This window comes from Pelomonas caseinilytica (assembly GCF_021353235.1).
In the GTDB taxonomy this organism is placed as follows: domain Bacteria; phylum Pseudomonadota; class Gammaproteobacteria; order Burkholderiales; family Burkholderiaceae_C; genus Pelomonas; species Pelomonas caseinilytica.
In genome coordinates this window covers 739609-761500 of the sequence record NZ_JAJTWT010000001.1, presented here as the reverse complement: position 1 = coordinate 761500, position 21892 = coordinate 739609, and the positions used below count along the sequence as shown (strand labels likewise).

Here is a 21892-nt window from a genome sequence, read left to right as displayed (position 1 = left end):
AGGCACTCGGCGGTGCTTCTTCATGGCATGCTGTGGAGCGCAAATGTAGCGCTACCATTTGGCCTTGCGCAAGCGTGGTTTACGCTCGGCCGGCGCGTTGGAGGAGACGTGATGAGGATGTGCAGGCTTTGGCTCTGGCTGACGGCCCTGGCCCTGGCGATGCCGCTGGGGGCGCGGGCCGAGGACGGCCATGAGCTGTGGCTGCGCTATCGCCCCTTGTCCGCCGCGGGCCAGGCCGGCCTGCGCGCCGTCGCCCGGGCCGTGGTGCACGGCGGGCCGGCGTCGCCGACGCTGCGGGCCGCGGTGGCCGAACTGCGGCGCGGGGTGGCCGCCCTGGCGGGCCGGGAGCCGCCCGAGGGCCGGCGCCTGGTGCCGGGAGCGCTGGTGCTCGCCACGCCCGAATTCGCACCAGCGGGTCTGCAGCTGCGCTGGCGCGATCTCGGGCGCGAAGGCTATGCGCTGCGCCGCACGAGGCTGCAGGGGCGCGAGGTGACGGTCATCGCCGCCAACACCGACCTCGGCCTGCTGTACGGCAGCTTCGCCTGGCTGCGCGCAGCCCAGGCCGGCGCCGAACTGCGGCGCCTGGACGCGACCTCGGTGCCCAAGGTGGGACTGCGCCTGCTCAACCACTGGGACAACCTCGACCGCAGCGTCGAGCGCGGCTATGCGGGCGCGTCGATCTGGGACTGGTGGAAGCTGCCCGACATCACCGGCCCGCGCTACGCCGAGTACGCGCGGGCCAACGCCTCCATCGGCATCAACGGCACGGTGCTGAACAACGTCAACGCCAAGGCGGAGTCCCTGACGGCACCCTTCCTCGCCAAGGCCGCGGCCCTGGCGGACGTGTTCCGGCCCTACGGCCTCAAGGTCTTCCTGTCGGCGCGCTTCTCGGCGCCGGTGGAACTCGGCGGGCTGAAGACGGCCGACCCGCTGGACCCGGCCGTGCGCGCCTGGTGGCGGGCCAAGGCGGACGAGGTCTACCGCGCCATGCCTGACTTTGGCGGCTTCCTCGTCAAGGCCAATTCCGAAGGCCAGCCGGGGCCGCAGGACTACGGCCGCACCCACGCCGACGGCGCCAACATGCTGGCCGAGGCGCTGGCGCCGCATGGCGGCGTGGTGCTGTGGCGGGCCTTCGTGTATGCGCACGAGAACGCCGGCGACCGCGCCGGCCAGGCCTATGCCGAGTTCCAGCCGCTGGACGGCCGCTTCGCGCCCAACGTCGTCGTGCAGGTCAAGAACGGCCCCATCGACTTCCAGCCCCGCGAGCCCTTCCACCCGCTCTTCGGCGCCATGCCCCGCACGCCGCTGGGGCTGGAGCTGCAGATCACCAAGGAGTACCTCGGCTTCTCGACCCACCTGGCCTACCTCGGCACGCTCTTCGAGGAGGTGCTGCGCGCCGACACCGGCCATGGCGGCACGGTGGCCCGGGTCGTCGACGGGCGGCTGCAGGGCCAGCGCCTCACGGCCATGGCCGGCGTGGCCAACATCGGCACCGACCGCAACTGGTGCGGCTCGCAGTTCGACCAGGCCAACTGGTACGCCTTCGGCCGCATGGCCTGGGACCCGGACCTGTCGGCAAGGGCCGTGGCCGAGGAATGGGCGGCCCAGACCTTCTCCGCCCGCCGCGCCGCCCGTGACGCCATCGTCGAGCTGATGATGGGCTCGCGCGAGGCGGTGGCCGACACCATGACGCCGCTCGGCCTGCACCACCTGATGGGTAGCGGCCACCACTACGGCCCCGCGCCCTGGGTTGACGACCTGGAGCGGCCGGACTGGAACCCCGTCTACTACCACCGCGCCGGCCGCGACGGCATCGGCTTCGACCGCTCGCCCACCGGCAGCAACACCGTGGCGCAGTACGCCGCGCCGGTGGCGCGGCTGTGGGCCGACCCACGCACCACGCCGCCGGCCCTGCTGTTGTGGTTCCACCACTTGCCCTGGGACTACCGCATGCCCTCGGGCCGCACGCTGTGGGCCGAGCTGGTGGCGCGTTATGACGCCGGCGTCGCGGCGGTGGACGACATGGGCCGCCGCTGGGCCGCGCTGCGCGGCGAGGTGGACGGCGAGCGCCACGCCGAGGTGGCGGCCTACCTGGCCGTCCAGGCGAAGGAGGCGCGCTGGTGGCGCGGCGCCTGCCTGGGCTATTTCCAGTCCGCGTCGAGCCTGCCGCTGCCGCCGGGCGTGCGCCCGCCCGAGCACGACCTGGCCTTCTACAAGGCCCTGCGCTTCCCCTTCGCCCCGGGGCGGGGCGGCTGACAGGTCGGGCCGCCGTCCCATGCCATTGAGACAAAATCGCAGCTTCCGCCGCGCCGCGGCCCGGCCCCAAAGAACAATGAACTCTCGAGGTGCAGATTGAAGCCAAACGTGCGCCAGGGGCGTAGCACCAAGGTGGCCACCATCGCCGACGTGGCCAGCCTGGCGGGGGTGTCGCCGATGACGGTCTCGCGCGTCGTCAACGGCGAGCAGAACGTGAGGCCGGGCACGCGCGAGAAGGTGCAGGCCGCCATCGCGCAGCTCAACTACATGCCCAACCAGGCGGCACGCCGCCTGGCCGGCTCCGAGCCCATCCGCATCGGCATGCTCTACATCGACCCGACGGCCGGCTACCTCAACGAATTCCTCATCGGCCTGCTCAACAAGGCCAGCCTGCGCCACGTGCAGCTCATCGTGCAGCGTGGCGAGGCGGCCCGCGAGGGCGAGGAAAAGCCCGTGGCCGAAATGATCGCCAACGGCATCGACGGCCTCATCCTGCCGCCGCCCTTCTGCGATTCCCAGCCCCTGCTCAAGCTCGTGGCCGAGACCGACACGCCGGTCGTCGTCGTCTCCGCGGGCCAGCCGCCCGAGGACGTCTGCGCCGTCGGCATCGACGACTACCAGGCCGCCTACGACATGACGCGCCACCTGCTCAACCTCGGCCACCACCGCCTGGGCTTCATCATCGGCGACCCCTACCAGAGCAGCAGCGCGCGGCGCCTGGCGGGCTTCCATGCGGCCATGAGCGATGCCGGCCTCAACATCGAGGAGGAAGAGGTCGTCGCCCAGGGCATGTTCACCTACCGTTCGGGCCTGGACGCCGCCGAGTTGCTGCTGTCGCAGGAGCGCCGGCCCACCGCCATCTTCGCGAGCAACGACGACATGGCCGCGGCCACCGTCGCCATCGCCCACCGCATGGGCCTGGACGTGCCCAGCGACCTCACCGTCGTGGGCTTCGACGACGCGCCCCTGGCCACCACCATCTGGCCCGAGCTGACCACGGTGCGCCAGCCCATCATGGAGATGGCCGGCGCGGCCGTCGACCTGCTGGTGCGCCACATCCGCGCCCGCCGCAGCGGCGAGCCGCTGGCGCCGGAGCACGAGCTGATGGACTTCGAGCTCGTCCGCCGCCAGTCCGACGCCGCGCCGCGCCTGCGCCCGCCGCTCAAGCGCAGCCCCGCGGCCAAGGACGACCTGAGCCGCCCGTCCTAGCCGCCGCGAGCCCTGCACCCGAGGCGGCCGGCCCGGCGCGCCTGCCCGCAACCTCTGCACCGTCCGCCATGAACCCACCCACCGCCCCGCGCATCAAGCGCCTGCTGCTGACCGGCGCCGCCGGCAACCTCGGCCGCGTGCTGCGCCCGCGCATGAAGCGCCATTGCGAGACCCTGCGCCTGTCCGACCTCGCGCCCATGGACCCGGCCGGCGAGGGCGAGGAAGTGGTGCCCGCGGCGCTCGAAGACGCCGCCGCCATGCTGGCCCTGCTCGACGGCGTCGACGCCGTGCTGCACTTCGGCGGCGTGTCCATCGAGAAGCCCTTCGAGACCGTGCTGCCGGCCAACATCGTGGGCGCCTACAACGTCTACGAGGCGGCGCGGCGCCAGGGCGTGAAGCGCATCGTCTTCGCCAGCTCCAACCACGTGACGGGCTTCTACAGCCAGGGCGAGACCCTGACGCCGCGCGCCGCGCCGCGGCCCGACGGCTTCTACGGCCTGTCGAAGGCCTTCGGCGAAGACCTGGCGCAGTTCTACTTCGATCGCCATGGCCTGGAGACGGTGTCGCTGCGCATCGGCTCCTGCTGGCCCGTGCCCACCGACCGGCGCATGCTGTCGAGCTGGCTGAGCTACGACGACCTCGAGCGCCTCATCGTCGCGGCGTTGAGCGCGCCGGTCGTCGGCCACAGCATCGTCTACGGCATGAGCGCCAACCGCTCCACCTGGTGGGACAACACGCCGTCCAGCCACGTCGGCTACCGGCCTGAGGACAGCTCCGAGCCCTGGCGGGCCGAGGTCGAGGCGGCCCAGCCCCACGTCGACCCGAGCCGGCCGGAGGTGCGCTGCCAGGGCGGCGGCTTCGTCGTGCTCGGCCCCTTCCCCTTCGCCGGCCAGGAGTGACGATGAACGGCTTCGAGCGCGGTCCGCGCATCCCCTTCCAGCCCGCCTCGCGCCTGCCCGACGCGGCCTTCGAGATCCTCGCACCCGAGGGCCGCGAACTGCGGCTGTTCTCGGCCTGCGTCGAGCAGCTCGCCACCGGCCTGCAATGGGCCGAAGGGCCGGTGTGGTTCGGCGACGGGCGCTACCTGCTGCTGTCCGACATCCCCAACGACCGCATCCTGCGCTGGGACGACTGCAACGGCGCGGTCAGCGAGTTCCGCCAGCCCAGCGGCAATGCCAACGGCCTGGCCCGCGACGCCCAGGGCCGTCTGCTCGCCTGCGAGCACCTGGGCCGGCGCATCACGCGCACCGAGCACGACGGCCGCATTACCGTGCTGGCCGATCGTTTCGACGGCAGGCCGCTGAACTCGCCCAACGACATCACCTGTGCGCCCGACGGTTCCGTCTGGTTCACCGACCCCGACTTCGGCATCGCCGGCCCGTGGGAAGGCGCCTTCGCGCCGGTGGAGCAGCCCCACGGCGTCTACCGCATCGACGCGCAGACCGGCGAGCTGCAGCGCGTGCTGGACGACCTGGCCGGCCCCAACGGCCTGGCCTTCACGCCCGACGGCCGGCGCCTGCTCGTCGTCGAGAGCCGGGCCCAGCCGCACCGGCTGATCTGGTCCTACGCGGTCGACGGCGCGCGCCTGGGCGACAAGCGGCTGCTCATCGACGCCGAAGGCCCGGGTGCCTTCGACGGCATCGCGCTGGACACCGCCGGCCGCGTCTGGTGCGGTTTCGGCAGCAACGGCCAGCCGGGCGCGCTGGCCGAACAACTCGACGGCGTGCGCGTCTACGCCGCCGACGGCCGGCCGCTCGCCCACATCCACCTGCCCGAGCGCTGCGCCAACCTCTGCTTCGGCGGCGCCAAGGGCAACCGGCTCTTCATGGCCAGCAGCCATTCGCTGTACGCCCTCTACGTCAACGCCTGCGGAGCCGTCCGTTGAGCGCGCCGGCCGCCATCGCCTCGCGCGACTACGGCCGCCTGCCCGACGGGCGGCCCGTCACCGAATACCGCCTGGACAACGGCCGCGGCCTCGTGCTGACGGCGCTGGATTGGGGCGGCATCGTCAACGGGCTGTGGCTGCCGGGCACGTCCGCGCCCGGTGACAGCGTTGTCCTGGGGTTGGCCGACCTGGCGGCCTATCTGCGCGGCGCCGGCTCCCACCTGGGCGTCATCGCCGGCCGCTATGCCAACCGCATCGCCGGCGCCAGTTTCGAGCTCGACGGCCAGCGCCACCGGCTCGTGGCCAACGACGGCCCCAACTGCCTGCATGGCGGGCCGCAAGGCTTCGGCGCCAGCCTTTGGCGCGCGACGCCCGAGCCGGTGGCGCTCGATGGCAGCGTCAGCCTGCGGCTGGAGCGCGAGAGCCCGGACGGCGAGATGGGCTTCCCCGGCACGCTGCGCATCGCCGTGCGCTACACCCTCGGCCCCGACATGAGCTGGCGCGTGGACTACGAGGCCAGCACCGACCGGCCCACCGTCGTCAACCTGACCTCCCACGCCTACTTCAACCTCGGCGGCCTGGCCTCCGGCCCGGCGCTCGGCCACCGACTGACGCTGACCGCCAGCCGCTACACGGTGCCCGATGCGACCGGCATTCCCTTGCGGCATGAGCCGGTCGACGGCACGCCGTTCGACTTCCGCGGGGCCCGCGGGATCGGCCGCGAGATCGGCCGCGAGGTGGGCTACGACCACAACTGGCTGCTCGACGCCCCGCTGGACGGTGGCCTTCACCTTGCCGCCCGCCTGCACGACCCGGCCACGGGCCGGTGGATGGAGATGCTGACGACCGAACCGGCCCTGCAGTTCTATGCCGGCACCTGGCTCGACGGCTCACTCACCGGCCCCGACGGCACGGCCTACACCCGCGGCGCCGGCATCTGCGTGGAGACCCAGCACAACCCCGATTCACCGAACCGCCCCGTGGGGCCCGACTGGCCGAGCACGGTGCTGCGGCCGGGCGAGGTGTTCAGGTCGGCGACGGTGCATCGGTTCGGGGGATGGGACGCAGGGCATTGAAATTCCACACGACCAGGGCTGCGGCGCTGGCGTGTCCGTGCATCGCCATTGACGCGGGTTGCGGGGTGGCGTTTCGAGTCGTCGACGGACGCCGAACCGCCCCAGCACGCCCTTGAGAAGCAGGCGCGGGGAGTAGACTTCCTCGCGACTATCGGAGTAGTTCTCATGCCCGACACCGCCGCCGAGCTTGCCCTCCGAGGCAAGCAACTTCCCCGCGAGGAGCGCGAACGGCTCGTCGACGAGTTGCTCGAATCGCTGAATGAGCCGGCCACCACCGAGCTGGACGGCGCGTGGGCAGCCGAGATCGAACGCCGCCTGGCGGCATACGACCGTGGCGAAGTGCTGGCTCTGTCGGCAGAAGAAGTCTTCGCCAAGGCCCGCGCCATCGCGAAGTGATGCGGCTTCGGTTCTTGCCGCAGGCAGAAGTCGAGTTGCTTCACGAAGTCGGGTACTACTCAAACGCTCGGGCGGGAACTGGCGTTCGCTTCCAGGCTGCTGTCGAGGCCGCGCTTGAGCGCGCCGCGCGTCGCCCCATGGGTGGCGCTCCGTCGCCCATGGGAACACGCAGCGTTCTGGTGAAGGGCTTTCCCTTCAGCGTCGTGTATCGCGCGAGCGAAGCGGAGCTTCTGGTGGTCGCGATCGCACCGCATCGTCGGCGCCCTGGCTACTGGCTGCCACGCATCGGGTGATGGCGCGGTCCTTTCCCGTCCCGCCCTATCCGTTCGTATGGCCCCCAAACCCCACCAGCGTGGGCATGATGCAGGCCATGCTGCCCCACCCCGAGGACGAACGCACGCGGCGTGCGATGCTGGTGCTGTTCTACGCCCAGAGCGGGGTGAGCCTGGTGGCGGCGGGCTTGCTGGTGCCCTTGCATGTGGGCACGCAGATGGACCGGGTGGCCTGGCCGGTACTGCTGGCCTGGGCGGCGGCTTTCGCGGCGCTGATTGCGCTGCGCGCGCGGTGGAAGCACCAGGTCGCGCGGCTGCCGGAGGATGCGGACCCCGCCCCATGGGAGCGGCGCGCCGAGCTGGGGGCGCTGGCGACCGGGGTGCTGTGGGCGCTGGCGGTGGTGATGGCCTTCGACACCCGGCTCGTGGCCACGCAGATGTACGCGGCCATGCTGGCCTGCATCACCTCCGTGGCCAGCATCAACGTGATGGCGCCGCAGCCGCGTGCCTTCGCGACGCTGCTCGCGCCGGTGAGCGTCGCGCTGGTCACGTCCTTCCTGCGGCTGGGGAGCTGGGCCGGCGCCTATGACGCGCTGCTGGCCCTGGCCGCGGCGGGCCTGGCGATGGCGCTGACCTTGCGGCATACGCGGCTGTTGCGCGAGAGCCATGCGCTGCGCTTCGAGCGCGAGGCCTTGCTGGCGCAGACGCAGGCGGCGCGGGAGGCGCAGACGCGCTTCCTGGCCGCCGCCAGCCACGACCTGCGCCAGCCCGTGCATGCGCTGGGCCTGCTGGCCGCGCAGGCGGCGCACGAGCTGCGGGGCCGGCGCGCAGCGCAGACGGCGGAACAGCTTCAGGCCATGGCCCAGGCACTGGACGGGCTGGTGGAGAGCCTGCTGGACGTCTCGCGCCTGGACAGCGGCGCGCTGCAGCCGCAATGGCGTTCGCTGCCGCTGCAGCCCCTGTTCGAGCGCCTGTCCACCGAGTACGCGGTGCTGGCCGAGGCCAAGGGCCTGCAGTGGCGGTTGCGGCCGACGGCGCTGTGGGTGCGCAGCGACGCGCAGCAGCTGGAGCGGCTGCTGCGCAACCTGTTGTCCAACGCGCTCACGCACACCGCGCAGGGCGGCGTGCTGCTGGCGGCGCGCCGGCGCGGCGGCCGGGTGCAGGTGGTGGTGTGGGACACGGGCCCGGGCATCGCGCCGGAGCACCATGAGCGCATCTTCCAGGAGTTCGTGCAGCTGGCAAACCCCGGGCGCGACCGGCGTCGCGGCCACGGCCTGGGGCTGGCCATCGTCGCGCGCCTGGCGCGGCTGCTGGACCATCCGGTGGCCCTGCGCAGCCGGCTGGGCCGCGGCAGCTGCTTCGCCGTGAGCCTGCCGGAGGACGCGCCGCGCCTGCTGACCGAGCCGCACACCGTGCCGCAGGGCCAGCCGCTGCAGGGACGCTGCGTGGCGCTGGTGGAGGATGACGAGGCCGTGCGCGAGGCGACCGTGACACTGCTGCGCACCTGGGGCTGCGAAGTGTGGGCCGAGGCCGAGGTGGCGCCGCTGCTGGCGCGGCTGCGCGAGGCTGGGGCAAGGCCGCAGCGGCTCATCAGCGACTGGCGCCTGGGCGAGGGTGACGGCCTGACGGCGATCGCCGCCTTGCGTGAGGCCTTCGGCGCCACGCTGCCGGCCCTGCTCATCAGCGGTGAGACCCTGCCCCTCAGCACCAAGACCCTGCGGGCGCTGCGCGTGCAGCCGGCGCGCAAGCCGCTGCCGCCGGCCGCGCTGCGTGCCTGGCTGAGCGCGCCGTCAGAACCGCATGCCGAGCCGCAGTCAGAACCGCATTGAGGCCAGGCGTGCCTGCCCGGCCAGCGCGGCCTCGGCGCGGTTGCGCACGCGCAGCACGCGGAAGATGGTCACCAGATGGCCTTTGACCGTCGGTTCGCTCATGCCCAGCTCGCGCGCGATTTCCTTGTTGCTGCGGCCCTTCACCAGCTCGGCCAGCACTTCGGCCTGGCGCTGGGTGAGGGCTTCGTCCGGCGGCGTCTCGGCGCCGCGCTGCAGCAGGAAGGGTGGCAGGTAGCAGCCGCCGGCCAGCACCAGCTCCAGCGCCCCCAGCAGCACGCCCACGTCGGCGCTCTTGGGCAGCCAGCCGGAGGCCCCTTCGTCGAGGGCTCGCAGGGCCAGCGCCGGGTCGGTGTCGGCCGACATCAGCAGCACCGGCAGCAGCGGCCAGTCCGCGCGCAGCTGCCGCAGGGCCTGCAGCGGGGCCAGGCCGGGCAGGTGCACGTCCAGCACCACCAGGGCCACGTCGGGCCGCAGTGCCAGCAGCGCCAGTGCGGCGGGCAGGCTGTCGGCCTCGCTGACCTCGCAGCCCTCGCGCTGCGCCCGCAGCAGCTGCGCCATGCCCAGGCGCACGACGGGGTGGTCGTCCACGATGAGGAGGTGCAGTGCCGGCAACGGTGCAGTCATGGCCGCGAATCATGCCGCCAAATGACCCGTTCCGGCCGCTCCCCGGTCCGGCGGGAAGCCGTGTGTCGCCGTATGCCTCGTATGCCCCCGGCAGGGCCGATGCGGGTCAACAGCCGAATCGCGGCCGCCGGCGCAGGCCTGCGGCGAGCCCGGCCAGGCCCAGCGACAGCAGCGCCGCCGACGCCGGCTCCGGCACGGCGGCAACGGTGAGGCTGCCGGCGAGGGTGCTGGTAGGAATCTCGCCCAGCGCCGAATCCAGCAGCACGACGTTGCCGAACGACAGGGCCCCTTGCCCCGGCGCCAGGGCCTGGAACGACAGGTGCGCCACCACGCCGTTGCCCGTGGCGCCGGGCCCGGGGCCGGTGAGGGTGCCGGCGGTGAACGACACGGTGCCGACGAGGTTGTCGATGCTGCCGGGCAGGAAGGAGGTGGCGCCGCCCGCGGACAGGAAGCCGCCTTCCTGCACCCCGGTGGCCTGCACGAGGGTGGGGTCGAAGGCGATGTCGAACTGGAAGGCGTACAGGTCCGCCGCGTCCGTGACGAGCACGTCCAGCGTGAAGGCCTGGCCCACCGGCACGGCGGTGGCTGGCGTGGCGAAGGACAGGGTGGTGGCCGCCGCGGGCTCGGCCAGCAGCGCGAGCACCGCGCTGCACAGGCAGGCAAGTCGGGTCATCTTCATGGGTCTCTCCTTGATTTCCTTGGACGGGGGTGGCTCAGGGGCAGGTGGTGCCGGCCGGCAGCTTCTGCGCGATGAAGGCCAGGTCGCGGATGTCGACCACACCGTCGCCGTTGATGTCGGCCCGCGCGTCGAAGCCGGCCATGCCGGCGCGCTTGCCGAAGGAGGCTTTCACGATGACCTGGTCGCGGCAGTCGATGGCGCCGTCGAAGTTCACGTCGCCCGGCAGCGCCACGACGGTGAAGGTGGTGGTGCCCGTGCCGGTATTGCCGGCCACGTCGGTGGCCGTGGCGCTGTAGCGGTGGCTGCCGGGGCCGAAGGTCGACGCCAGGCCGTGGATGTTCGCGCAAGTGGTGGACGCGACGCCGGACTCCTTGTCCATGGCTTCGCAGCTGATGTCCACGGTCTGGCCCGGCGAGTAGGCGCCGAGGTTGCCCTTGTAGACGACGGCGGGCGGCGTCTTGTCGATCTTGACGTTGACGGTGTTGGCGGCGTTGCTCTTGTTGCCGGCCACGTCCACGGCGTACTGCAGGCCGGAGTTCTGCGCGCCTTCCTTGCTCAGCACCAGGTCGCCGGGGCAGGACGCGATGCCGGAGCCGCCCGTGTCCGCGCAGTTGAAGTGCACGGTCACGTTGCCGGTGTACCAGCCCTGCGGGCCGGGCGGCGTCGTCGCGGCCGCGGTGATGGTGGGCGGCTTCATGTCCACGCGCACGGGGCTGGCGGTGAAGCTGACGCTGTGGCCGCCGCCGGACATCGTGTAGGGGAAGCCGTTCGGGAAGTCATCGGACACGGTCGCGCGGTTGCCGACGCAGGCGACGTCGCACAGCGGCGTGATGACGACCTGGCGGTTGGTCCAGGTGCCGGGGACGTAGGCGCGGCCATCGGACGTCGCCAGGGTGTAGGCGAAGCTCGGGCGGCCGAAGCTGACGCCCGCATTCACGCTGGCCACGGCCATGATGAAGCGCCAGCCGGGGAAGTCCGCCGTCACCAGCCCGATGCGGCTGTTGGCCATGTGGAACTCCGGGCGCATCACGTAGTCGGCCACGAGTGTGTTCATGCCCTCGAAGGAGATGGTGCACAGGCCCAGGGCGCAGTTGGTGCGCGGAAAGTCGGGGTAGGTCGACGCATCGGCGGTCACGCCGTCCACCAGGCCGGTGGACAGTCGCGGGGCGCCCGTCGCGGAGTTGGAGTGGCCGCTCGCGAAGAAGTACGGGAAGCCGCCCACCGAGCCGCTGATGCCGTTGATGTAGAAATCCGTCGTGCCGGTGTTGTGGGCCGCGTCTGCGAGCTGCTTCTTGATCGGAAGCCACAGCCGGTCATAGAGGTCGAAGTTGGTGCGCAGCGTCTCGAACGTCGGCGCCGTGTAGTTCACCATGCCGTTATGGCGGTAGTAGTGGTTGGCGGACAGCTTGAAGTTCAGGTACTGGTCCAGCACCAGCAGCTTGCCGCGCGCGTCGCAGGATTGCGGGTCGGGCTTGGCGTTGGCAGGGCGCACGGGGCCCAGCGTCAGGGCCTCGGGCCCGGGGCAGCTGCTGCGCAGCAGGTAGTCCGCGTACTTCTGCCCGGTGCCCACGCCGTTGATCACCGCCTCCTTCTCCAGCAGCGCGTCCAGCACCTCGCCGGGGTTGCAGTCGCAGTCCGCGGGCTCGCGGGCGACGCGCATGAGGACCAGCTCCGACGGGTTGTCCCTTAGGAAGGAGATCACCGGCTTGAGCACGCCGCTCTCGAAGGGCAGGAACATGTCCACGCCGCCGTGGAACACCAGCATCTCGCAGTTCGCCGACTTGTAGCCGTCGTTGCAGTTGCGCAGCGCGACGCGGTCGTAGTACTTGAGCCGGATGTCGAGGTAGCGGATGCCCGAGTCCAACTGCTCGCGGATGGTCATGGTCTGAGTGCGCGCGATGTCGCCGCCGGTGCCCGGGAAGGTGCCGCTGTCGTGCGTGCCCGGCAGCGACAGCTCAGTGAGCTTCTTCGCCGCGCCCAGGGTCAGCATCCACTGCGGGTTTTTCGCGGTGGCGCCGGTGTCGTGCCAGTAGGCGCCGTCGTCATGGGCCAGCGCGGGGAGCTGGCAGCACAGCACCGCCAGCAGCGCCGCCAGGCGCCGGATCTTCGAAGTCAGCATGGGAATCTCCCTCTCCAACCGGGGAACCGGGCCGGCCGCCCATCCGCCGCGTCAGCGGCTTAGGCCAGCTCGCAGTCCGCCCGTTTCAGGGCAGTCTAGGAAGCGCGCCCCGCGCTGCCCAGCCGACAGACGGATGGGGTGGGGGCATCCGTTTGGATGAGGGGGCAGCAGGCTGCCGCTGGGGTGTGCGGACGCGGGTCTCGGTCACCCGAGGAGCCCTCCAACGGGACATCGTCATCCGCCAGCCGAAGGCTCTCGGTGTACGGCTCAGGCAACCGTGGTGGGAGGGATGTGGTTCGCAAGAGGTCTGGTCTTGCAGGCGCTTGTCGACCCATCTGGGACATTCGCCTCCACCAAGTTCGACGCTGGAAACACCCGACGTTGGCGCAGGTCGTGCGCTGCGGGCTCTATGCCACCCGAAGCGGACTTTCCGTCGGGATGGGCGCGGGCAGCGGGGCGGGCCTGATGCTCCATGTCCCCCGGTCCGCTACGCGGCCCTCCTCCTTTACTTGCGCATCAGGCCCACCCCACTGCCCGCTTGCGCAACGCCCGGCCTGTTCGTCGAGGAAACCCAACAGTGCCGCAGTGGGATGCGGGGGAGCGCAATTGCGAAGGTAAAGGAGGAGGGACGCGTAGCGGCCCGGGGGACACGTAGCAATTGCGTCGCCCCGCGTCCAATCGCGCGCGATCTGGATGGCGTACTCCTCGTTGGTGACCGGATAGAAGATCGGCTGATCTGGCAGGCGCGGCGGCCAGCGTTTGAAGCCGCTCGCTTGAACGAGCGCGAGTTCTTCCGGGCCGGTCGGCCGGTACATGACGACGGTGGCTTCCATCTGCATTGCGAGAAGATCGTTTCGTCCCGCCAGCCTACCCGACAGGCGTTGGACGGACATGCACTCACAAGATTCGTCAGGCGGATTCACGGAGACGCCGCCGTCGCGATCCGCTTGAACCTGCCGGCGCTGGCCGAGGGCCGTCCCCGGGCCGCGGTTCCGCCTCGCGCCGCCGCAGGCGCGCAACGCGACCGCACGCCATCGCTACACGATGAGGTACTCCGGATACCGCTGCTGGATCTCCTCCACCGACGCCAGCGTGCCGGAGAGGTGGTCGCGCACCGCCTGCTGGGCCGCCTCGGCGTCGCTCGACTCGATGGCCTGCAGGATGGCCCGGTGGGCGCCGAGGATGGATTCGGTCTTGCCGGCGGTGGGGATGTGCAGCAGGCGCAGGCGGTCCACGTGGCCCGACATGCGCACGACCACGGACCACAGGCGCGGCAGGCCGGCGGCCACGTACATCAGGCGGTGGAACTCCTTGTCGGCGGCGATGAAACCGAGGAAGTCCTTTTTTGCGGCGAGCTCGGCCTGACGCGCCAACTGAGTGTGCAGTTCGGCGATCACGGCTTCGTCGTGGGCCATGGCGAGCTGCCGGGCGATCTCGATCTCGATGGAGCGCCGCAGGAAATGGGCTTCGCGGGCCGCCGGCACGTCGATGCGGCTGACCTGGGTCGTGTATTGGGCCCGCACGACGACCAGCCCTTCCTCGCTGAGGCGGATGAGGGCGTCTCGCACCGGCGTCTGGCTGACGCCGAAGCGCTGGGCCAGGTCGGCACGATCCAGCGCGATGCCCGGGGCCAGCTCCAGGGAGATGATGGCCGCGCGCAGCGCTTCGAGGACTTGGGGCGCCGCATGGCGCGTGGGGTCTAGCGTGACATTCATCGTCGGGTCCGGCTGCGAAATTCTGCCACTGGCGCCCTAATGCATCAGTGCGTAGCCACCAGGGGGAATCCGCCTGGCGGGCGGTCTCAGGTGGCGGTCAAAAAAAACGGCGGCTCCGCAAGGCGGGCCGCCGCAAGAGACAGGACGCCCACCAGCCTGGGCGTCCGACCAGAGACTCAGGTCGGCGCGGGCATGCCGCGCCGGGGAAGTGACGACGCTCCGTCACGGCAAGGGCGGGCTGCACCCGGGGCGCCCCTTCTGCCTCTAGGGCCGTCTTGACGGCGGCCCGCGCACGCCCAGCCTTCCGGGCAAGGGCTGAGCGCGGACGTCGCAAGGGCTTGGCGGCTGTGCATGGAAAGTCCTCGGCCGGCGCTTGATTGTGAGCGCTACCCATGCTTTGCCAAGCGTGACTTCAATCATGCTTTCCTGGCTGACAACCCCCACTAATACATTAGTGCACACCCTCGTTGACGGTGCAACTGGTGGCTCATAAATTGCAAATGTGCGCGCTACCAATTTCTGGTGGTCGGTGAATGGAACCGGTCGCGGCGCCAGACCAAAGAACACACGGAGACTCTCGATGAACAGGAATTCCGGGCTGCCGATGGGCCGCCTCCGTCCTCGGCTGACCCTGGGCATGACTTTGCTGGCCGGCCTGATCGCCCAGGCCTACGCCCAGACCGCGCCCGTGCCGGCCGCCGCCGCCAGCCAGCCGGCGCAGGACAACAAGCTCGAAACCGTGGTGGTGACCGGCATCCGGGCGTCACTGCAGAGCTCGGTCAATGCCAAGCGCGAGTCGGTCGGCTTCATCGATGCCATCAGCGCCGAGGACATGGGCAAGTTCCCCGACAGCAACATCGCCGAGTCCATCTCCCGCGTGCCGGGTGTGACGCTGACCCGCGAGATCACGGGCGAGGGCCTGCAGATCCAGATCCGCGGCCTAGGCACCAACTTCACCCGCATCCTGCTGAATGGCGCGCCGGTGGCGTCGGCCTCCACTGGCCGCGTGGACTCGGGCAGCGCCAACCGGGAGGTCGACATGGACTTCCTGCCGGGTGAGCTGTTCAGCAACGTCAGGATCATCAAGAGCCCCACGGCGTCGATGATCGAAGGCGGGGCGGCCGGCATCGTCGACATGCGCAGCGCACGGCCCTTCGACCGCAAGGGCCTGCGCACGGCGCTGACCTTCACCGGCACCAAGAACCAGCAGGCGGACAAGTGGGGCAACCGCGGCTCGGCCCTGATCAGCAACACCTGGGACAACGTCTTCGGCGTGCTGGGCGGCGTGGCCTGGTCGACGAACAAGGTCAAGACGACGGGCTTCGAGTCCATCGGCTGGACCAACGCCAACCTGCTGGCCTCGCAGAGCAGCAGCACGACGCGCAACAGCACGGGCGGCGGCAACTGGACCATCCCGGCCACCGTGCCCGCCAACGCCGGCAACGGGCTGACGGCCGGCGCGACCATCGACGAGGCCTTCCTGCTGGCACACAACCCTGGCCTCACCATCACGCAGATCGACAACGCCATCATCCCGCGGCTGGGCCGCAGCATGGTGGCCGAGGGCAACCGCGACCGCCTGAACGGCATCCTCTCCTTCGAGGTGCGGCCCAACAGCTCGGTGCAGATCTTCCTGGACACCATCTACGGCCACAAGAAGAACGAGTTCGAACGCAGCGACATGAACTGGGTGGGCCGCAACGGCTCGGCCATCCCCGTCAACATGCAGGTGGACCGCAGCGACTGCAGCAATGGCTGCGTCGTCACCAAGGGCACCTTCGCCAACTCGCAGTATTTCCTCGAGTACCGGCCCTACACCGAGGACACCAAGTTCCACAGCTTCAACCCGGGGGTGAAGCTCAAGATCACCGATGCCATCAGCGTCGACGTGCAGGCCAACGCGACGCGCAGCGACTTCCACCGCCAGTCGCCCACCGTGCTGGTGCAGACGGTGCTGGGCTCGGGCATCACGACCGAGTACGACAACACCAGCGGCACGCCCGTGCTCAAGGCCACCAACACGCTGACCGGCGCCAGCGACATCCTCAACACGCCGAGCGCCTTCGGCTGGAACGGCGGGCGCGTCAACGTGCAGGAGGAGAAGCGCCAGGTGCGCACCTCAGGCCTGCGCGGCGCCATCGACATCGATGCGGACGTCGTCGACATCAAGTTCGGCGGTGCCTACGACAGCGTCTCGCGCCGCATCCAGTCGCTGAACAACGACAACTACTGGTCCAACATCGTCTGCGGGCGCAACCTCAACGTCTTCCTGCCCGCGCCCAACACGACCAACAAGAACGGCTGCAACGGCAACGGCGCCGCGGGCTCGGCCGCCGCCGACTATCCCGGTTATGGCACAGGCTACACGGCCGGTGCCACGGCGCCGCTGCTCTACCTCGGCTCGGCCATCCCGAACTCGGCGGTGCCGAGCTACCTGTCGCCCGACCCGCGCGGCTTCGTGGCGCTGGACTGGGCGCGCTTCGCCAAGGACGCCAACTACGCCGCCGCCCACGAGACCGCGGTGCCCGGCATCGGCAGCACCAACACCGGCGTGAACCCCGGCTTCTTCCAGGAGAGGGTCACGTCCATCTTCACGGAGGTGAACGGCGAGGCCGCTGTCTTCGGCAACAAGCTGCGCTACAACGCCGGCGCCCGCTACGCGACGACGGAGCAGACCTTCGCCTCGTTGAGCACGCCGGCCGACCCGCGCAACACCACGCTGCTGGACGGCGGCCGCTACCCGACGCCCGTGGTGGAGAGCTACACGACCACGAACTACAGCAACTTCCTGCCCTCGGGCAGCCTGGCCTACAACCTGCGCCGCGACGTGGTGGCCCGGGCGTCGATGTCCAAGACCATCACGCGCGCCGACCCGACCTCGCTGCGGGCGCTGACGGCCAGCTTCAGCGACCCTTCGGCGCAGAACGGCACGCTGACCAACCCCGACCTCAAGCCCTACCAGTCCAAGAACACGGACCTGGGCCTGGAGTGGTACACGGGGCGTGAAGGCTATGTGGCCCTGGCCTGGTTCAAGAAGAGCATCACCGGCTTCACGGCGACGCGCACCTTCAACGTACCCTTCAGCTACCTCAACCAGTTCAACATCAACTGGACCAATGGCCTGACCCGCGACCAGCGCACCAACCTCTACAAGTCCGCCGGCCTGCCCGTGCCGGCCGACCTGGACGCCCTGCCGCCGGCCGACCAGCTGGCCCTCATCAACAACCTGCCCATCGTGCTGTCCCAGGTGCAGAACACGTCGGACGCGCTGAAGATCAAGGGGCTGGAGTTGACGGTGCAGCAGCCGCTCGACGTGCTGACCTCGTATCTGGCCGGATTCGGCATCAGCGCCAACTACACCAAGGTCAAGCAGTCGGGCGCCAACGTCGCCATCGGCGTGCCGCCCCACACCTACAACCTGGCGGCGTATTACGAGGGCAAGTACGGCGGCTTCCGCGTGACCAGGAACTTCACCAAGGGTTCGCAGTCCTCGGGCACCGGTCAGAACGGCATCACCGCGGCCGCCTTCTACGGCATGGACTACGCCCAGGTGGATTTCACCTCCCGCCTGAACATCGGCGAGATCCTGGGCTGGAGCCGGGACCTGCAGGCCACGTTCGACGTCTTCAACGTCACGCGTGCCAGCCAGCGCACCAACTTCCAGTTCGCCAATGCGCCCTATGCCATCTACGAGCCGGGGCGCACCTACCAGGTCGGGCTGCGCGCCAGCTTCTGAGCGGGCGCCGGCAAGGGCAGGGGCTCCTCGCGGAGCCTCTCTTCATTGGGGTCCCGGCCGCGGCGGGCAGCGGCGATCCAGCCACTCGACCGGGAAGGCGTCGGCCATGGCCTGGTAGCCGGCGAGCGAGGGGTGCAGGCCGTCGTTGTCCAGCTCGTGGCGCAGGTAGGACGGCCGGGCCGGGTCGCGCGCGAGGGCGTCGAAGTCCAGCACGGCGTCGAAGCCGGCCGAGCGGCGGATCCAGTCGTTGAGGGCCTGGCGGTCGGCCTCGTTCTCGGGACCGGGCTGGTAGTAGCCGCTGCCGGCATAGGGCATGACGGTCGAGACGAAGAGGCAGACGCCGCGCCGGCGGGCCTGGGCCGCGAGATCGCCCAGGCCCCGCTCGAGGGCTGCGACGAGGGCGGCGCGCGATTCGGCCGTCGTGGGCCGCTGGCGGTGGCTGATGCCGAGGTCGTTGACGCCGGCCAGCAGCACGACGTGCGTGACGCCGCTGCGCGACAGCGCGTCGCGGTCGAAGCGCGCCAGCAGCCGAGGGCCGAGGCCGTCCTGCAGGAGGCGGTTGCCACCGATGCCGGTGTTGACGATGGCGGCCGCCCGCCCCTGGTCGGCAAGGCGGCGGGCGAGGGCATCGGTCCAGCGCTGGTAGCTGCCCGACGGCACGCCATAGCCGTCGGTGATGGAGTCGCCGATGGCGACGAGCACGGGCTGGGGTCGGCGGGGCGCGACGTCCACGGCCGCGAGCTGCCACCAACCCTCGCGGGCGACGGCTTCCGGCCATGCTGCATCGTCCGCCCGATTGCCCGGCACCGCCCAACTCGCGATGCGCGAGCCGGGATGAACGGTGGCCACAGCAGGCGCGCTCACCACGTGCATCTGCACGGCCAGGTCGGCCAGCCGCGGCAGGTCAAGGGCGACGGGGTCGCTCCAGGCCTCGTCGCCGGGCGCCAGGTCCAGGGCGCGTCGGCCGCCGAAGGTCAAGGGCCTGAGGCTCGCGGCCTGCAATTGCGGGCGGGCGTCTTCGGTCCCGGGCTCGACCATGGCCAGGCTGGCGGCATCCAGCCGCAAGACTTCCTTGCCGAAGAGATTGCTGAACCGAACTCGCACCGGGCCGCCCTCGACGGTGGTGCGTACCACCTGGCGCAAGCTCACGTCCCGCAGCGGCTGCCGCCAGGCCGCCGGCTGCTCGGAGTCCGGCATGGGCGGTTGCTCGAGCTGAGCGCTGCCCCAGGCGGCCACCCAGGCAGCGTCATGACCGGCACGCGATGAGAGGCCGCAGGCGGCCAGCAACGCGGCGGCAAGAAGCGGCAGGAGGCGAGCGGGAGGGCGGCCGGCAAGCAGGGGGCGTCGAGCAGCGTTCATCCAAAAATGATATCGCTACCAAATTGCTCGCCACCCCGGGAAGACGCTTGGCAGCGGCCTCACGAAGCTGTATAAATCGACAGCTGTCATTTTTGCCAGGTTTCGCCATGCCCAGCCAATACCGCCAGAACTACGTCCCCAGCCGCCCGCTGCCGCGCTGGCTGAAGCGCATCATCAACTGGCTCTGAGCGCCGGCCAGCCGCGGGCTTGCGGCCGGCGCCCGAGCTGTCGCCGGTCTCAGTTCACGCGGGCGGCAGGCGGCGCGAAGGTCGCGCCCACCGGCACGCCGCCCGGCGGGACGTGCGGAGCGGTGGCGAATTCCTGCTGCAGGCGCTTCAGCAGATCGTCTCGGTCCGGCATGGGCGCGCCGCAGGAGATGCGGCAGGCGATGGCGCGGTCCAGAGCGCCTTCGAGGCCGTTGCACTGCACCGAGAACGACGTATGGCGCGGCTGGCCTTGCCAGTCCGTCCACGTCGCCACGACGCGCAGCACCGGGCCGGTGGTGCGGGACACCCACTCGAAGCGGATGCCCGCCGTGCGGGTGCGGCTGCGCCACATCAGCCGGCCCATCTTGCTGCCGCCGGGCCGGCGGGGGCGCTCCAGGCGGCGGTTGGTGGCCGGCATCTCGGCCATCGCCGGCGAGGCCAGAGTGGAAGCGGGAGCGTTCATCGTCGTGTCCATGGCTTTCAGGCTGGGATGGGACCGTCGCCGGAGCCCGGCGACAGCAGGTCGTCGCTGCGGCCCGCCGCGGGCGGCGGGGACGGTAGGACAGGGAGGAGGGCCCATCGGGAGCGTCGAGGCCGTGCACGCGCCAGCGCCCGGGCCAGCAGGCCGGCGGCGGCGAGGAGGAGGAAACCCTTGATGGCCATCGCGATGACTCCCGAACGCGGGTGCATGGCTGCCGACGGGGCAAGCGGCGCTCCCGACACGGCCAGGCGCGTCACAACAGCGGTTCCACCAGCCGCGCAAAGCCTTCGAGCAGGCGCTCGCCCAGGCCGCGCTGCGACCATTGCGCCGCGTCGATGCGACGGGACACCTGGAGGTCCCGCGCGAACAGGGCCTGCATCTCCTGGCCGAAGTCGTCGCCCAGCACGATGACGTCGACCTCGTTGTTGCCGACGATGCTGCGCCAGTCGAGGTTGCTGGAGCCGACGCTGGAATAGACACCGTCTATCACCGCCGTCTTGGCATGCATGACCGATCCCGACATCTCGTGGATCTGCACGCCGGCCTCCAGCAGCTGGGCATAACGAGCCCGTGCGGCGTGCAGCACCATCTTCACGTCGCTGCGCCCGGGCAGTACCAGGGCCACGGAGACGCCGCGGCGCGCGGCATCGCACAGGGCCTGGATGAACTCGCGGCCGGGCGCGAAGTAGGCCATGGTCAGCTGCACGCTGCGCTGGGAGGCGTCGATGGCGTGGAGCAGGGCGGTATAGCTGGGGTTGACGCCGTTGGCCGGATCGCCCGCCACCAGCTTGATGACGCGTTGCCCCGGCGTTGCCACGCGCGGTGGCGGGGCCGGCGGCAGTTCGCCCTCGCAGCCCTGTCGCTCCCAGGACTCGCGGAAGAGGGCGGCGAGGGCGCCCACCACCGGGCCGCGCACTTCGACCTGGGTGTCGCGCCAGCCCCGGCGCTCGGCATCGGCCGGCGCGCGCTGGCGCCGCGCGCTGCCGAAGGAGCCCTCCGCATAGACGTTGCTGAGATTGATGCCACCGGTGAAGGCGACGTCGCTGTCGGCCGCCAGCATCTTGCGGTGGTTGCGCTGCACGAGGCCCCAGTGGCCGGGCCGCTCCAACGGGTTCAAGGGGTTGAAGGCGCACACGGCGATGCCGCCCTGGCGCAGGCGGTCGAAGAAGGCGCGCTCCGTCCCCAGCGAGCCGAGGCTGTCGTACATCAGCGCCACGTGCACGCCTTCGGCGGCCTTGCGCAGCAGCAGCTCGCCCACTTCCGCCGCCACGCCCTCGTCCTCGACGATGTAGAACTCGACGAAGAGACGGTGCCGGGCCGCGACGATGGCTGCCTTCATGGCCGCGAACGTGGCGGGGCCGTCCACCAGCAGCCGCGCCGTGTTGCCGCGCAGCAGCTGAGCCTCGCCGGCGGCGGCCAGGACGCCCAGGTGCCGCTCGAACAGGGCGCCATTGCCTTCGTCGCGCACGCGGGCGAGTTCACGCGCCTCGGCCGCCGCAGGCACGGGGCCATCGCGGTCCTGCAGCGTGACGCGTTGGGCGACGAGGCCGGGTGACAGCGGCCGGACCGGCCGGTCGCGCTCCAGCAGGCTGCCGCAGGCCGCTGTGCCGGCCAGGAGTAGAAGGGTCGTCAGGGCCCACACCCAACCCTGACGCCAGGCGCGTGTTCGCTTCATGGGCTGTTCTCGCCTATGTTTTTGCGCCAATGCCGGGCACCGCAAGGCAAGCGGTGTGCCCGGCGGGTGCCCGAACCCTGGAATGGGGTTTGCCGCAAGGCCGGCCATTCCTGCAGACCGTCATCAACCGAAGGAAGACCACCATGCAGACCCACCCGAGCGCCGTACGCGGTATCGCCGCTGCGCTGATCGCCGTGTTCGCCCTGGGCGGCCTGGCCGGCTGCCAGCGCAACAACAACGGCACCCCCGCCAGCGACACCGGCCCCTCGCCCACGACCACGCCGGTGAACCCGTCGCCGACGACGCCGATGGACAGCGCCAGCACGCCGGCCAGCGCCGTTCCCGACATGCCGGCCTCGGCGGCCAGCCAGTGAA

At 70.8% G+C, this 21892-nt stretch carries 18 protein-coding genes; 10 read left to right on the top strand and 8 right to left on the bottom strand.

Annotation, left to right across the window (positions count from 1 at the left end; all coding sequences use genetic code 11):
• Positions 1–111 precede the first annotated feature (111 nt).
• From LXT12_RS03635 to LXT12_RS03595, 8 genes are all read left to right on the top strand, one after another.
• Entirely contained in the window at positions 112–2256 is a 2145-nt protein-coding gene (locus tag LXT12_RS03635; RefSeq protein WP_233389530.1) for an alpha-glucuronidase family glycosyl hydrolase, read from the top strand.
• A 108-nt stretch (positions 2257–2364) separates the two neighbouring features.
• Complete coding sequence (locus LXT12_RS03630) at positions 2365–3465, top strand: LacI family DNA-binding transcriptional regulator (protein ID WP_233389528.1); 1101 nt, start codon at positions 2365–2367, stop codon at positions 3463–3465.
• 68 nt (positions 3466–3533) lie between these two features.
• Entirely contained in the window at positions 3534–4364 is an 831-nt protein-coding gene (locus tag LXT12_RS03625) for an NAD-dependent epimerase/dehydratase family protein (RefSeq protein ID WP_233389526.1), read from the top strand.
• Positions 4365–4366: 2 nt separating this feature from the next.
• Positions 4367–5350 (top strand): SMP-30/gluconolactonase/LRE family protein, encoded by a 984-nt coding sequence (locus LXT12_RS03620; RefSeq protein WP_233389524.1) that lies wholly within the window; start codon positions 4367–4369, stop codon positions 5348–5350.
• The gene (locus LXT12_RS03615; protein WP_233389522.1) at positions 5347–6426 is read left to right on the top strand and encodes an aldose epimerase family protein; all 1080 of its coding nucleotides are present in this window, start codon (positions 5347–5349) and stop codon (positions 6424–6426) included. The genes LXT12_RS03620 and LXT12_RS03615 overlap by 4 nt, the downstream gene beginning before the upstream one ends.
• Positions 6427–6591: 165 nt before the next feature.
• Positions 6592–6822 (top strand): addiction module protein, encoded by a 231-nt coding sequence (locus LXT12_RS03610; RefSeq protein WP_233389520.1) that lies wholly within the window; start codon positions 6592–6594, stop codon positions 6820–6822.
• Positions 6822–7115, top strand: coding sequence for a type II toxin-antitoxin system RelE/ParE family toxin (locus LXT12_RS03605; protein ID WP_233389518.1), 294 nt, complete (start codon positions 6822–6824; stop codon positions 7113–7115). The genes LXT12_RS03610 and LXT12_RS03605 overlap by 1 nt, the downstream gene beginning before the upstream one ends.
• A 77-nt stretch (positions 7116–7192) precedes the next feature.
• Positions 7193–8923: an ATP-binding response regulator gene (locus LXT12_RS03595; protein ID WP_304622748.1), complete on the top strand. Its 1731-nt coding sequence runs from the start codon at positions 7193–7195 to the stop codon at positions 8921–8923.
• Here the strand turns inward: LXT12_RS03595 and LXT12_RS03590 are convergent.
• From LXT12_RS03590 to LXT12_RS03570, 5 genes are all read right to left on the bottom strand, one after another.
• A complete protein-coding gene (locus LXT12_RS03590; RefSeq protein ID WP_233389516.1) occupies positions 8909–9547 on the bottom strand; it encodes a response regulator in 639 nt (212 codons plus the stop codon). The two genes, LXT12_RS03595 and LXT12_RS03590, sit on opposite strands and share 15 nt — an antisense overlap.
• Positions 9548–9653: 106 nt before the next feature.
• Positions 9654–10226: a cohesin domain-containing protein gene (locus LXT12_RS03585; RefSeq protein WP_233389515.1), complete on the bottom strand. Its 573-nt coding sequence runs from the start codon at positions 10224–10226 to the stop codon at positions 9654–9656.
• 34 nt (positions 10227–10260) lie between these two features.
• Positions 10261–12345, bottom strand: a complete 2085-nt coding sequence (locus tag LXT12_RS03580) for a dockerin type I domain-containing protein (RefSeq protein WP_233389513.1) — start codon at positions 12343–12345, stop codon at positions 10261–10263.
• 407 nt (positions 12346–12752) lie between these two features.
• Complete coding sequence (locus tag LXT12_RS03575; protein WP_233389511.1) at positions 12753–13238, bottom strand: hypothetical protein; 486 nt, start codon at positions 13236–13238, stop codon at positions 12753–12755.
• Positions 13239–13382: 144 nt separating this feature from the next.
• A complete protein-coding gene (locus tag LXT12_RS03570) occupies positions 13383–14060 on the bottom strand; it encodes a GntR family transcriptional regulator (protein ID WP_233389509.1) in 678 nt (225 codons plus the stop codon).
• Between the two features lie 580 nt (positions 14061–14640).
• On the opposite strand from LXT12_RS03570, the gene LXT12_RS03565 reads away from it, so the two are divergent.
• The gene (locus tag LXT12_RS03565; RefSeq protein WP_233389507.1) at positions 14641–17796 is read left to right on the top strand and encodes a TonB-dependent receptor; all 3156 of its coding nucleotides are present in this window, start codon (positions 14641–14643) and stop codon (positions 17794–17796) included.
• A gap of 42 nt (positions 17797–17838) precedes the next feature.
• On the opposite strand, the gene LXT12_RS03560 is transcribed toward LXT12_RS03565, so the two are convergent.
• The 3 genes from LXT12_RS03560 to LXT12_RS03550 all read right to left on the bottom strand — a co-directional run bounded on the left by LXT12_RS03560 (position 17839) and on the right by LXT12_RS03550 (position 21517).
• The gene (locus LXT12_RS03560) at positions 17839–18993 is read right to left on the bottom strand and encodes an SGNH/GDSL hydrolase family protein (protein ID WP_233389505.1); all 1155 of its coding nucleotides are present in this window, start codon (positions 18991–18993) and stop codon (positions 17839–17841) included.
• Between the two features lie 399 nt (positions 18994–19392).
• Positions 19393–19824 (bottom strand): hypothetical protein, encoded by a 432-nt coding sequence (locus LXT12_RS03555; protein ID WP_233389503.1) that lies wholly within the window; start codon positions 19822–19824, stop codon positions 19393–19395.
• Between the two features lie 271 nt (positions 19825–20095).
• Positions 20096–21517 (bottom strand): phospholipase D-like domain-containing protein, encoded by a 1422-nt coding sequence (locus LXT12_RS03550; protein WP_233389501.1) that lies wholly within the window; start codon positions 21515–21517, stop codon positions 20096–20098.
• A gap of 143 nt (positions 21518–21660) precedes the next feature.
• On the opposite strand from LXT12_RS03550, the gene LXT12_RS03545 reads away from it, so the two are divergent.
• Positions 21661–21891: a hypothetical protein gene (locus LXT12_RS03545; RefSeq protein WP_233389499.1), complete on the top strand. Its 231-nt coding sequence runs from the start codon at positions 21661–21663 to the stop codon at positions 21889–21891.
• Position 21892: the final 1 nt, after the last annotated feature.